Below are 12,859 nucleotides of genomic sequence, written 5' to 3'. Positions count from 1 at the left end.
GCCTTTTTATCAGTTCTATCTGATTTTTCGCATCCGGAATAAAGTTAGAAAACGTATGATCAAACGAAACTCACGCCTTTGCTTTTTGTGCTTCCGTGCGCTTCATTGTCAGGGAGATGCGCTTTTTCGCTTCCTCCACACTGAGCACCGTAACCTGTACCACATCACCGACCTTCACCAGATCGGACGGGTGCTTGATAAAATGATCCGACATCTGCGAAATGTGTACCAGCCCGTCCTGATGCACGCCGATGTCGACAAACGCGCCGAAATCGGTGACGTTTCTCACCGTGCCGGTCAGCTCCATCCCGGCTTTCAGGTCAGACAGGCTCATGATATCCGTTCGCAGCAGCGGCGGGGGGAGCTCGTCGCGGATATCGCGTCCCGGCTTTTGCAGCTCGGCGACGATGTCGGTCAGCGTGGGAATGCCGACGCCGCAGGCTGCGGCAGCCTTCTGCCAGCCGATCTTCTCAATCTGCTGCGACACCGTGCCCACTCCCTGCATTGTCAGGTCGGAGGGCTTCCTCCCGAGCAGCTCCAAAAGCTTTGTGACGGCATCGTACGATTCCGGGTGGACAGAGGTGTTGTCCAGAATATTCTTTCCCCGCGGAATCCGCAGAAAGCCCGCGCACTGCTCGTAGGCCTTCGGCCCGAGCCGCGCAACCTTTTTCAGCTGGCTGCGGTTCTGGAACGGCCCGTTGTCGTCCCGGTAGGCGACCACATTTTTGGCGACCGTTTCGTTCAGGCCCGAAATGTGAGTCAAAAGTGAGACGGACGCCGTATTCAAATCGACCCCCACGCTGTTGACGCAGCTTTCCACCACGCCCTCCAGGGCGCTGTCCAGCTCGGCGGGCGGCATGTCGTGCTGGTACTGGCCGATCCCGATGGCTTTGGGGTCGATTTTTACCAGCTCCGCCAGGGGGTCCTGCAGCCTGCGCGCAATCGAGACCGCGCTGCGCAGGGAAACGTCGAACTCGGGGAACTCCGCGGCGGCCAGTTTTGACGCCGAATACACCGAGGCTCCGGCCTCGCTGACGACCATATAGCTGACCGGCGTTTCCAGCTCACGCAGGAGCTCTGCCACAAAGATTTCGGATTCCTTGGAGGCGGTGCCGTTCCCGATCGAAATGATTGTGACGCCGTGCTTGACAATCAGGCGCTTGAGCTCCCGCTTTGCTTCTTCTACCTTTTTGTGGGGTGGGGTGGGGTACACCACGGTGGTGTCCAGCACCTTGCCGGTCGCGTCCACCACCGCGATCTTGCAGCCCGTGCGGTAGGCGGGGTCAAAGCCCATGATCACCTTGTCCTTCACCGGGGGCTGGAGCAGAAGGGGCTTTAAATTCAGGGCAAACATCGAGATCGCCTGCTTGGCCGCCCGCTGCGTCAATTCGTTCCGGATTTCTCGCTCAAGGGAGGGGAGAATCAGGCGTTTCCAGGAATCCTCCGCGGCCCCTTTGACGCAGGCAGAGGTGACGCTGCCAAGTTTTACAAACCGATCGCACAAGGCCGCAAGCGCGGGCACATCGTTCAGCTCCAGCTTTACTTTCAGGCATTCTTCCTTTTCTCCGCGGTCAATCGCCAGAATCCGGTGGCTCGGTATTTTACTGACGGGCTCGGAATATTCGGCGTACATTTCATACACCGGGTTTTCCTGAACGGCGCGGGATACCACAAGCCCGTCCCTTCGTATGATCTGACGCAGCTTTTTTCGCATCTCCGCGTCGTCTGAAATCTCCTCGGCCAGAATATCCTGCGCGCCCTGCACCGCATCCTCCCAGAATTCCACACCCTTTTCCAGATTGACATAGGGAGCGGCAAGCTTTTCCAGTGTGGTACCGCGCTGTGTTTGCGCCATGATCAGGTCGGCCAGAGGGCGCAGGCCCTTTTCCTGCGCGATGGTGGCCCGGGTGCGGCGCTTGGGGCGGTAAGGCCGGTATAAATCCTCCGCTTCCGCGAGTGTTTTCGCGCTTTGAACGGCGAGGAAAAGCGCGTCGGTCATTTTGCCCTGCGCCGCGATGCTCTCTAAAATTTCTTCCTTGCGCTTTTCCAGGTTCCGCAGGTATTGCAGGCGGTCCGACAGCTCGCGCAGAACCTGGTCGTCGCAGGAGCCGGTCATTTCCTTGCGGTACCGCGCAATAAACGGAATGGTATTCCCGTCGTCGATCAGTGTAATGATGTTCCCCACATGCTGCTGGTTCAGGCGGAATTCCTTTGACAGCTCCGCGATCATATCCATACATTTCCCTCTTCCTGCTGTTTCATTTGCTTCGTATTGATAAGGCTATTTTACCATAGAACGGCTGAAATTTCACAGAAAAATAAACGGCTGCTGGTCAGACAATGCATCTTTCTTCGGGAATCTGGCCGAATGAGCTTTCCGACTGGGCAGAAAAGCCATAAACGGAGCGTTCTTACAACAAGAAGGGCATGACAGTCTGACGACCGTCATGCCCGGAATAGTCTGATTGATTTTCAGCGGCCGGAGATATGATAAACGCCGGAGCTTTTTTCCTGAAGCTCGATCTGCTCCAGCCGCGCGTTTACATCGGGAATCTTTTTGGCCGCGTCCCGAAAGACAAGGTTCATAAAAACCATGGGGGTGCTGTAAATGTCGAACAGCGAAGCCACAGTGATGGGAACCACATTGGTTTCGTCCGCGATCTGGCAGATGGGGGAGAGCAGGCTGTCCGTAACGGCAATGATCCGAAAGCCGCCGTTTTTGAGCGCCCGCGCTTTTTTCAGCAAAGCATCCGGATAACGGGGGAAAATCGGCAGAACGATCCCTGTATCCTTGGGGTCGCGGTATTCCAGCGTATTCCACGCCGGGGTTTCCGGCGTTACCGTGTAGACATTGTTGCGCAGCTTGTTCAAAATATACTGCATATAGGGCAGCAGGGTGGCGGACATTCTGGACGACAGCAGTATCAAATCCCGCGCGTTTGCCACCATATTCACCAGAGCTTCATAGGCGGGGCCGCCGATGGAAGCTTCCAGCTCCACTAAATTATTCACTTCGCTCGAGAGAATGTCGCCGACCGCGCTGTGCCGATCCTTCAGTACATAATTCAGCCGTTGGGGTCCGGTTATCTTTTCGCTGACGCTTTTCTGCAGCTCGCGCTGAAACTCATTATAGCCGTTATAGCCGAGCGCCATGCAGAAACGCGAAACACTGCCCTGGCTCACCTTGGCGTCCAGCGCCACATCGACGGCGGTCATAAAAATGACGCGCATATAATTCTTTTCTATATAATAAGCCAGTTTTTCGTAAGTGGCAGATTCCTTTGCCGCGGCAGACAGCTTGGCAATTAAAAATTGAATCGGTTCTGTCTGCAAGGCTGCCCTTCTATTGGTCATCAAGCTCCACTCCCGTCATGATCAGATACTGCTCGCAGAGCGTATCCACATCAAATATCATACCTTCTGCAGGATTGGAAATCAACAAGAAATCTCTTTTTTGTATGGAATAGCCGGAATCCCCGGCGGTCACGTGTGCCGAACCGAACGGGAAATACAGCCCGGTAAAGCGGGTTTGCGGCGAAAAACGCCACACTTTTCCGGGGCGGAGCTTTATCACTTTAACAGACCCTTTGGCAGACGGCAAGAGGATCAGGTTGAGATTCCTCCCGGTTCCCCGGCTCTGGGTATGCCACGCGCCGGAAAACGCGGCGCTCTGCATCGGCTTCAGGCGGATGCTTTCTCCCTCGCGAAAGGTCAGCGTGATGTCCCCCTCCAGCAAAAGAAGAATTCGCTGCTTTTGCGGGAACAGGGTAAACTCACTGGCACCGCAGGCAACCGAGGCGGTGCTGATCCGAAAGAGAAAATCCTGTGCCGCTAACGAAGCCTGCGGCGGATCAATAAACAGCTCAGAGGTTTCCCCTCCCGACCATTTCGTCGTTTTTTGCCGCGCGCGCGGAATCAGCTGAATCAAAACGGCACCTCTTTTCTGAAGGGATCAGATCGCGTTCATCAGGCGCAGGCTTTCTTCGCGGATCAGTTCGGAGGCGCGCTCCTTATACTGCAAAAACTCCTGCGTCAGGCGGGTGTGGTGATCGCGGGGTCGCTCAAGCCCCACGTCGATGATCTCTCTGACCCGGCCGGGCCTTGCGGACATGACCACCACGCGGTCTGCCAAAAGAATCGCCTCGTCGATATCATGTGTGACCATAATGATCGTTTTCGGGGACTGCTGCCATACATTCAGCAGCAGCTCCTGCATCAGCTCGCGGGTCTGCATATCCAGCGCGCCGAACGGTTCGTCCAGCAGGAGAATATCGGGGTCGTTGGCCAGCGCTCTGGCAATTGCCACCCTCTGCTTCATGCCGCCGGAAAGCGATTTGGGGTACAGCGATTCAAAGCCGCGCAGCGCGACCAGGTCCACATATTTTTCCGCGATTTCCCGGCGCTCCTTTGCGGGCACGTTTTTCTGCTTTAATCCGAATTCGATGTTTTCCAGAACGGTCAGCCACGGGAAGAGGGTGTAATTCTGGAACACCATGCCTCTGTCCGAGCCCGCGCCCCTGAGCTCCTGCTGCTTATAGCTGATGGTGCCGCTGCTGGCGGTTTCGAGCCCGCCAATGATGCGCAGCAGCGTGGATTTACCGCAGCCCGAGGTTCCCAGCAGGGTTAAAAATTCCTTGGAGCGCACGTGGAGGTTAATTCCATCGAGAGCCTTTACCGGGCCTTTCTCGCTCTGAAACAGCTTTGAGACGTTCTTGATTTCAAGCCCCTGATGTGGGCGCTTGGCGGTGGTTTCCATTACCGCTGTCTGCATAACAATCCCTCTCTTTCTGTCATTCGTTCCACGGGTACAGCTTTTTGTTCAGGAACAGCAGCAGGTTATCGATCATCAGGCCGATCAGGCCAAGAATCAGAATCCCCACAAAGATTTTTCCCACGTCCACGGTGCGCTGCGCCTGCAGAATCTTAAAGCCGATGCCGGAGGACGCGCCCACCATTTCGGCCACGATCACGTACGTCCAGGCCCAGCCGAGCACGATGCGCAGCGTGTCGGTAATATCCGGCATCGCCTTGGGGAGGATGACCTTCCACAGCACGTTTTTGCGGTTGGTGCCAAGCGTGTACGAAACCTCGATCAGCGAGGAATGCACGTTGCGGATGTTGGTTGCGGTCATCAGAACCAGCTGCGGCAGGCTGCCCAGAATGATGATGGCGACCTTCTCGCTTTCGCCGATGCCGATCCAGAAGATGAACAGAGGAATGAAGGCCGAGGCCGGCATATAGCGCACGAACGAAAACACCGGCTCAAAAAAGGCCGAGATCGGCGCGTAGGTTCCGATGAGCACCCCCAGAGGAATCGCCACGACCGCCGCGATGACAAATCCGGTCATTACGCGGAACACCGTCATGCCGATGTCCGTCCAGAAGCCGCTGCCAAACAGCTGCAGGCTTGCCTGAAGAGTGGCGGTAGGGGTGGGTAAAAAGAGCGGATCGACCATTTTTCCGTAGCTCAGGCCGCTCCATAAAATCAAAATGAGAAGAAAGGCCACAATGCCGAGAATCATGGCGGTATTTTGTTTGATTTTCCCTTTTGGCTGAAAGGCTGCTGTTATTTTATCGCCAAACATCGATTTGTTCCCCGTTTCTCGTTTTGCGGATTTTGTGGTCAGGGCCGCGGCGGGAACCGCCGTCGTTTTTTCTGCCATAGCACGAGCTCCTTTCGTCAGGGCGCCGTCTGCCGTTCCCTGCGGCACACTTTGCTCCAAATAACAACATCTCCTGGGGAGAGCGGAGCGCTCTCCCCAGAGAAGGATGGGTTTTATTTCGATTGTCCTGCCTGTTATTTGGCGGCGTTCACAAAGGTGGAATTCAGTACCTTATCAATATCTGCTTTGCTGCTTACCATTTTGGTGTCGACCCAAAGCTGTGCGGCAAATTCAGAAATTTTGTAAATGTCGCCCTTGTTTTCCGCGGTTCCAAAATAGCTCTTGTTGCCGGCCTTGTCGTAGAACTGAACCTCTGTTTCGCAGGCGGCTTTCAGGGCGTCCGGTTTCATGCCCGCGGGTACGCTCATGATTTTATACGCGTCGTCCGGGTTGCTCTTCATGTAATCGATCGCGTCGTTCCAGCCGTCGATGATGGCCTGCGTTGTCTCGGGGTATTTCTGGACGAAATCGGTGCTCAGGCCGAGAGCGTCCACAATAACGCCGGGATATTCGCTGCTGGAGAGCAGTACCTGGCCGAAGGTGGTTTTCTTTGCGTTGTCGAGCCAGGGCTGCCAGGTCATGGCGGCGTCCACCTTGCCGGCGGCAAACGCGGCGCCCGCGTCGCCGGAGCCCATGGACTGCACGTCAAAGTCGCTCATGGACAGGTTCTTTTCCTTGAGCAGGTAGTTGAACCAGAAGAAGCTCGCGCCCCCGGTTGTGTCGAGCGCGATGGTCTTGCCCTTCAGATCCTCAAAGCTTTTAAACTCTTTTTTCGCAACCAGGCCGTCGCCGCCGGAGGAGGTGTCGAGCGCCAGAACCACCTGCAGGTCGATTCCGCTGGCGGCGCTCATGATGTTGGTATCCAGCGAGGTGGCAATGCCCTGAATTTTGCCGGCGGCAAGAGCACTTTTGCTGTCGGATTTGCTTTCGATGATTTCTACCTTTACGTCTGCGCCGTGATTTTTAAAGAACCCTTTTTCCACAGCCAGATCAAGCGGGTAGAAGCCGATCCAGCTGGAATGCGCCAGCGTGACGGTACCGTCGTAAACGCCGCCGGATGCCGCGCTCTGCGAGGCGGCGCCGCTTTCCGCCGGGGCCTTGCTTGTGCTGCCGCCGGAACAGCCGGCCAGAAGCGAAGTGCTCATGGCGGCGGCTAGAGCCAGAGAAATAATTTTTGCAGATGCTTTTCTCATAGTAGATTCTCCTTCATCCTGTCTCAATTTCATTTTCGCATGTGTTGTGCTTTCCCTTGAAATGGCCTGTTTGAGAGGTCATCGGCTTTTCCGCCGCAGGAGGAGAAGCCGCAGTCCGTTTTCAAGCGAAGCTGTATTTTTATGAAAGAGCATGCCCCCTCATAAAGGCGAAAAACTCAGTTCACCAGGTCTGCCGGTTGTTCCCCGCGCAGCATTTGAATGGCGTTCCAGGCGGCCCGGCCGCGCAGCTCCTCAAAGGATTCCTGCGAAATGTACGAAACGTGCGGTGTGACCACACAATTTGGCGCGCTGAAAATCGGTTCCTGCTCCCGGGGCGGCTCATGCGTGATGACATCCAGCACCGCGCCGGCGATTGTGCCGGCTTCCAGCGCGCGGATCAGCTCATCCTCTTTCAGAACGGCGCCGCGGGCCGTGTTGATGAGATACGCGCTTTTCTTCATGAGGGAAAACTCCTGCTCTCCCAAAAGACCGGCGGTGCTTTCGTCCAGCCGCACATTGACGCTCACATAATCGGCCAAACGCAAGCCTTCTTCCAAAGAAACCTTTTTCACGCCCCGCTCCTTCAAAAAGGCGGCGTCCCGGTCAGGGTCGTAGCCGAGGATTTTCATTCCAAGGCTTTGACAGCGCTTTGCGACGGTGAGGCCGATCCGCCCGCATCCGACGATGAGCAGCGTAGAGTGTGAAATCCGCCTCGGCAGCCGCTCGACTGCCTGTGCGCCCCATGCTCCGCTTTGCAGTTTGCTGTGGTATTCGGTCAATCCCTTATAAAAATGGAAGATGGCCGCCAGAACGTAATCCGCCAAATCCTCCGCGCAGTAGCCCTGCACGTTGGTGACGCAGATCCCCTTTTCCCGGGCTGCCGCCGTGTCGACACGGTCGTAGCCGCCGCCAAGTACGGCGATTCCCTTGCAGCTTTGCAGGCGCTGTATGGTGGAGGCGGGAATCTGCGCGTACACCTGCGCGATAATTGCGTCCGCACGGTACCCGAATTCCTCCAGATCGCGTTCGTAATTATAATTGGAAAATTTCAGCTCACAGTCGGGGTACTGCTCTCTTAGAACGGCGGTTTCTATATCGTAGTCCTTCCATTCCTCGTCGATAAACCAGAACAGCGGCTTCATTCGCGCTCCTCCCTGCCGAGCAGCTTCAGCACTCCGTTTGTGGCGTCCAGCTCCGCCAAATCGCCGTTTTGAACGGTTTGGTAGAACTCGGGCTCCAGCCGGTCCACCATCGGCATTTCCATCAAAATCGCACTTGCCACCAGGGTGGTGTCCGGATTCTGAATCACCAGCGCCTTGGGCTCGGTGCCCTTCATCTTTAATTGAAACATACCGTCTGTTTGCACCACGGAGCTGCCCTTTCCGTTGGGGAACAGCAGAATTTTGCCCGCGATGCTCTGCCCGTACAGACAGTGATTTTTTTCGATGACCACCCCGGTTTGCGGGTCGACCAGATAAAAGCAGAAATCGTCGGTAGAAATGAGCACCTCGCCCTTGGCCTGACCCTCCGAAATCTTATGGCACTCAAACGTCTTGCTCATAGGGTAATCTCTCCTTCCAAAGCGGCCGTTACGGCGTTTTCCAGCTCGGTAATCACAAACTGCATCTGGCGGCGGCGGGTGTAGTAAGCGCATTTTGGGGAATCCGTAACTCCCTTTTTGCCATACAGGAACTTCCAACAGGGCTGATCCATGCATGTGTCCGAAACGATCCAGCCGCCGGCCTCGCGTATGATCCGCATGTAATCCATCTTTTCCGCCAGCACGTAAGAAAGCGAGGAGGTCATGATAAACAGCGGCACCGCCAGACGCTTCCCCTGAACCATCCCGGCGACCGTCGCGATCTGGTCGATCGTCAGGTGAGGACACCCGAAGAGCGCAAAGTCGATTTTGCCGTAGGGATCCGTCAGCTCACCGCGCATGATGTCCAGATCCTCCTGCGTGATTCTGACCACCGCCTCCGGCTCTTTGCCCTGAAAGGCGGCCTCCATGGTTTGGGCCTCCGGCGTAAAGCCGAGAATATGGTACATCGCCACATTTCCGCCGGTATTGAGCTGCGCCCCCAGATTCATCAGCGCTTCTTTCCCGGGATTTTTCAATCCGCTGAACACGGGGAGCTTAAAGCCGGTCTTTTTCGGGGTGCAGTACCCCAGCAGCTGATAATCGAAATCGCTTTTCATTTCCGCTTCCACTTCCACCAGAATCTGGCCCCTGCGGTTCTCGTTAAGCAGATAGCCGTAATACGGCACCACGCCGGTCACGGCGGCGCACAGGGCGCTGACGGCGGCCTCCCGGTTGCTTCTGGCTCCGTACACCGAATTGACAAACGGCGTGGCGCTGGATTCCGAAAACGCGGTGATCTCCCCGAAGCGGGGGACGTTCTTTTCCAGGTAGGGGGTACAGTTGTAGGTCATGATCGCGCCGATTTTTTTGTAGGCCTCGTGCGTACGCCGCACGATTTCTTCGTCCTCCGCCTCCAACGTGGTAAACTCCTTGAACTGCTCCCAGTTGAAGCTGGGGTTTACCGTGGGGCGAACCCGGCAAACGGCGCCGCCGTTGACGAGCTTTTCCACAAACCACAGGTCGGCCTCCTGATTGCTCAGAGCCACGTGAGCCCGGGTAATGGGTACCATGTAAGGTGCGTCGTAGCTTTCGCCCACCGCAACCTGCACCTTCATGGCCAGCTGAACTCCGGTTCCATATTCTCCGTCGAGCATGGCTTGCTCTTGTGCTGTCAGTTTCATAGCTTCCTCCTTTGATCGGCAGTGCGCCGGCATATTCTCCGCCGCGGGCGGGGAAGGGACGCGCTCCGTTTGGTATCTGTTCATCGGGGCGATTGCTCCGGTCAGGCGCTTTGCAGGTGCTCCATCGTGTCCTTGATTTTTAGCAGAACCCGCGATTTTTGGATCGTGAGAAAATCGCCGCAGCTGTAAACCCGCTTCCCGTTGACGACGACGTTCTGAATCGCCGAGGGCTGCATGGAATAAACGATGTTCGGCAGAAGCTGCTCCATAGAGGCGCTCAGGGGCTGCATGGACAAATCTCCCAGATCGACCCCGAAGAAATCCGCGTAGCAGCCGCGCGCAATCTCACCCACGGGCAGGCCCAGCGCCCGGCCGCCTGCCGCCGTTCCCATTTCAAACGCCTGCTCGTAGTTGACGCAGAGGGCGTTGAGCGTATGGGCCTTTTGTAGCAGCGAAACCATGCGCATTTCCTCCAGCACGCTGATCCGGTTGTTGCCGCAGGCGCCGTCGCTGCCCAAAGCAACGGTCACGCCGCTATTTACCATGCGGGGAATGTCGGTGATGCCGTCCGCCAAGAACATATTGCTCGAGGGGCAGTAGGCCAGCTTTGCGCCGCGTGACCCGGCCAGATCGATTTCACTGTCCTTGAGCCACACGCCGTGAATCATCATCATGCGTTCGTCCACAACACCCAGCTGATCCAGATATTCGATCGGGTGCAGGCCGTTGTGCGCCGCCTTGACCTCCTCGACCTCGAAACGTTCCTCCGCCACATGAATGTGGAATCCTGTTCCAAGCTCCTTCGCCAGCTCATAGCCGGCCTGAATCATTTCCGGCGAGGCGGCGTGCAGACTGTGCGGCGCGGGCAGCACCGTTACCATGGGATCATCCCGGTGCATCCGTGCCAGTGCTTTCGTTCGCTCCACCGCCTGAGATACCGTTTCGCGGTAACCCTCCGGCGCGCCGTTCCAGTCGTACATGGTTCTGGCCAGTACCAGACGAATCCCGACATCCCGTGCGGCGCGGATGATCGCCTCGTCGCTTTCCGTGCCGTAATTATGCAGGTAAAAAAAATCCGACACGGTCGTCACGCCGCATTGCAGCATTTCGGAAAACGCGAACACCGCTCCGTTATAAATGTCCTCCAGCCGCATTCTGGGGGAGTAGCGGTACAGGGAACAGTCGCGCCATTCCAGAAAAGGGCGGTCTGCCGCGATTCCGCGCAGCAGGCTTTGAAAGGAGTGGTTGTGCGCGTTGACCGTGCCCGGCAGCAGCACCTGGTTTTCCCACCGGTGTACATAGCTGTTCGGGAACTGCGCCCGCAGCTCGGCGAAGGGGCTCACTTTTTGAATCACTCCCTTTTCCACCGCCAGAGCATAGTCCTTTAAAAACTGTTTTTTGCTGTATAAGTAAGAGGGATAGTATAAATCCATTTAGTCCAGCTCCTCATCCAGGATCAGCAACGCAGAGAGCATTGCATTTGCGGTATACTCAATGTCGTCCATTTCGGCGGCTTCATCGGCGCAATGGCTTTTGCCGTTCACGCTCTGGGCGAAAATCATGCCGGAGCGTGTCACTCTGGCCATGTGCGCGGCGTCGTGCCCCGCCATGCTCACCAGTTGAACCGCTGGCCGGCCGCCTTGCTCAATGCCCTGCTCCACTGCCTTGATCACGGTGGGGTTCATCGGCATCGGCGGCTGGTCCAGAATCATTTTGCGTTGGATCGAAAGCTTTCTGTTTTCGGCAATTTGGTTCACTCCCTGTGTGAGCAGCTTCAAAAATTCTTCCTTTTTTGCGGGGTCGGATGCCCTCATTTCCAGAATCATTTCTGCCGACGCGGGAATGATGTTCGTCGAGTTGGGCCTGATCTGCAAAAAGCCCACGGTGGCAACGGCTTCGTCGCTGTGCAGTGCCGCCGCGGAGGTTTCCGCCAGCAGAACCACCTCGGATGCGGCGCACAGAGCGTCCTGCCGGTCTGTCATCACAGTGGTGCCGGCGTGATTGGCAGTTCCCGTTACGGTGATGATTTCGCGGTAAATCCCGGTGATGCTGCACACCGCAGCCGATGGGAGCTTTTGGTCGGCCAGCCGCCGGCCCTGCTCGATATGGCATTCCAGAAAGGCGGCTATCTGCCCTTGCGCAATTTGCAGAGAATCGATTTTCTCCAGATTTCCGCCGATGCGGCGGATGGCGTCCGCCAGGGTCTGGCCGGTCTGCATATGGTTGACATCCTTGAGGTCTTTGTATTTCAACACTCCGCCCAGCACCTTGCTGCCCAGGGTAGATACATTGAACGGGTTGGGCTCTTCTGCGGTAAGGGATACGACCCAGAGGGGGTGGCGCAGCTTTTTACCGGATTCCTGAAGCGTCTGCAAAATTTCGGTGGCCATTAACACGCCCAGCGCCCCGTCGTACATTCCCCCGTTTGGAACGGTGTCGTGATGCGAACCGATCACCAGTGGGGCAAGGGAAAGCGTCCCCGTACTCTTCGCCCACAGATTGGCGATCGCGTCTGTATGAAATTCTGTGCTTGTGTGATGTTCCCAGTAGTCCCGCAGCCACCTGCGGGCGGAAGAATCCGCCTCGCTGCCCAGCCATCGGTCAATTCCGCCCTGCTGATTTTTTCCGATTGCAGAAAGCTCCAGCAGGTTCTCTTGCAGCCGGCTTCTGTTGATCGTCAGGGCATCTGTTTTACAATTCATGAGCTCCTCCTGAAAATGATGATTTCATTCTAAAATGAATAAGGATGATAAAATTATTTATTATTTGATGAATAAGAGTGCGCCGGGAATGCTGTGTCTTGCCTTTGAAGCGTGAATTCCAAAAGGAAAACAAAAAAGGCGCTTTGAAAAGTCATTTTCAAAACGCCATTGTTTATGGAATATTCTCTTTGTGTTATGCCGCTATCATATAGCTTTCTGCATGGAGTTGTCAATAGTTTTTCAGGATTTTAGATTACCCCACAATTATCAAAAAGTCATTCCAAATGAAATGTGCAATTTTTATAAAGAAATGACTGTGAACTTCCCCACATGTTCTTTCAATAGAGAATTCAGTTGTGGGGCAGAGAGAAATTCCGGTCTTATAGTCCGCTTTTTGCCGACCTAGATAAGCAAGATTCTGGAAGCGGTTCCATAAAAAAGGGGAAACTGAAATTAGAAAGAACATATTTTGATCACTCTTCAACATATTTATTGGTAAAAATGCTTTTCTGTTTTTAAATTTATTAATATTATTTAT

General features: G+C 55.6%; 11 protein-coding genes. All 11 read right to left on the bottom strand.

The genetic code is table 11. From position 1 onward, the window contains the following. Nucleotides 1–70: 70 nt before the first annotated feature. Nucleotides 71–2,236: a Tex family protein gene (locus G340_RS0102930; RefSeq protein ID WP_020072164.1), complete on the bottom strand. Its 2,166-nt coding sequence runs from the start codon at nt 2,234–2,236 to the stop codon at nt 71–73. 236 nt (nt 2,237–2,472) lie between these two features. Further along, entirely contained in the window at nt 2,473–3,354 is an 882-nt protein-coding gene (locus G340_RS0102925) for a MurR/RpiR family transcriptional regulator (protein WP_027103832.1), read from the bottom strand. Beyond that, complete coding sequence (locus tag G340_RS17185) at nt 3,344–3,928, bottom strand: HutD/Ves family protein (RefSeq protein WP_020072162.1); 585 nt, start codon at nt 3,926–3,928, stop codon at nt 3,344–3,346. Before G340_RS17185 ends, G340_RS0102925 begins: the two co-directional genes overlap by 11 nt. Nucleotides 3,929–3,952: 24 nt before the next feature. Then, the gene (locus G340_RS0102915; protein WP_020072161.1) at nt 3,953–4,771 is read right to left on the bottom strand and encodes an ABC transporter ATP-binding protein; all 819 of its coding nucleotides are present in this window, start codon (nt 4,769–4,771) and stop codon (nt 3,953–3,955) included. A gap of 19 nt (nt 4,772–4,790) precedes the next feature. Further along, entirely contained in the window at nt 4,791–5,663 is an 873-nt protein-coding gene (locus G340_RS0102910; protein ID WP_020072160.1) for an ABC transporter permease, read from the bottom strand. A gap of 134 nt (nt 5,664–5,797) precedes the next feature. Further along, nucleotides 5,798–6,856, bottom strand: a complete 1,059-nt coding sequence (locus G340_RS0102905; RefSeq protein WP_020072159.1) for an ABC transporter substrate-binding protein — start codon at nt 6,854–6,856, stop codon at nt 5,798–5,800. Between the two features lie 176 nt (nt 6,857–7,032). Then, nucleotides 7,033–7,998, bottom strand: coding sequence for a C-terminal binding protein (locus G340_RS0102900; protein ID WP_020072158.1), 966 nt, complete (start codon nt 7,996–7,998; stop codon nt 7,033–7,035). Beyond that, on the bottom strand, nt 7,995–8,417 hold the full coding sequence (locus G340_RS0102895; protein WP_020072157.1) for an aconitase X swivel domain-containing protein: 423 nt from the start codon (nt 8,415–8,417) through the stop codon (nt 7,995–7,997). The genes G340_RS0102900 and G340_RS0102895 overlap by 4 nt, the downstream gene beginning before the upstream one ends. Then, nucleotides 8,414–9,619: an aconitase X catalytic domain-containing protein gene (locus G340_RS0102890; protein ID WP_020072156.1), complete on the bottom strand. Its 1,206-nt coding sequence runs from the start codon at nt 9,617–9,619 to the stop codon at nt 8,414–8,416. The genes G340_RS0102895 and G340_RS0102890 overlap by 4 nt, the downstream gene beginning before the upstream one ends. Nucleotides 9,620–9,720: 101 nt before the next feature. Continuing rightward, on the bottom strand, nt 9,721–11,052 hold the full coding sequence (locus tag G340_RS0102885; protein WP_020072155.1) for an amidohydrolase family protein: 1,332 nt from the start codon (nt 11,050–11,052) through the stop codon (nt 9,721–9,723). Beyond that, nucleotides 11,053–12,321, bottom strand: coding sequence for a hydantoinase/carbamoylase family amidase (locus G340_RS0102880; RefSeq protein WP_020072154.1), 1,269 nt, complete (start codon nt 12,319–12,321; stop codon nt 11,053–11,055). Between the last annotated feature and the right edge of the window lie 538 nt (nt 12,322–12,859).

It is taken from the genome of Faecalispora sporosphaeroides DSM 1294 (genome assembly GCA_000383295.1).
Taxonomy (GTDB): domain Bacteria; phylum Bacillota; class Clostridia; order Oscillospirales; family Acutalibacteraceae; genus Faecalispora; species Faecalispora sporosphaeroides.
Note: the sequence above shows the minus strand (reverse complement) of the source record. Positions and strands in the feature narration are given on the sequence as shown.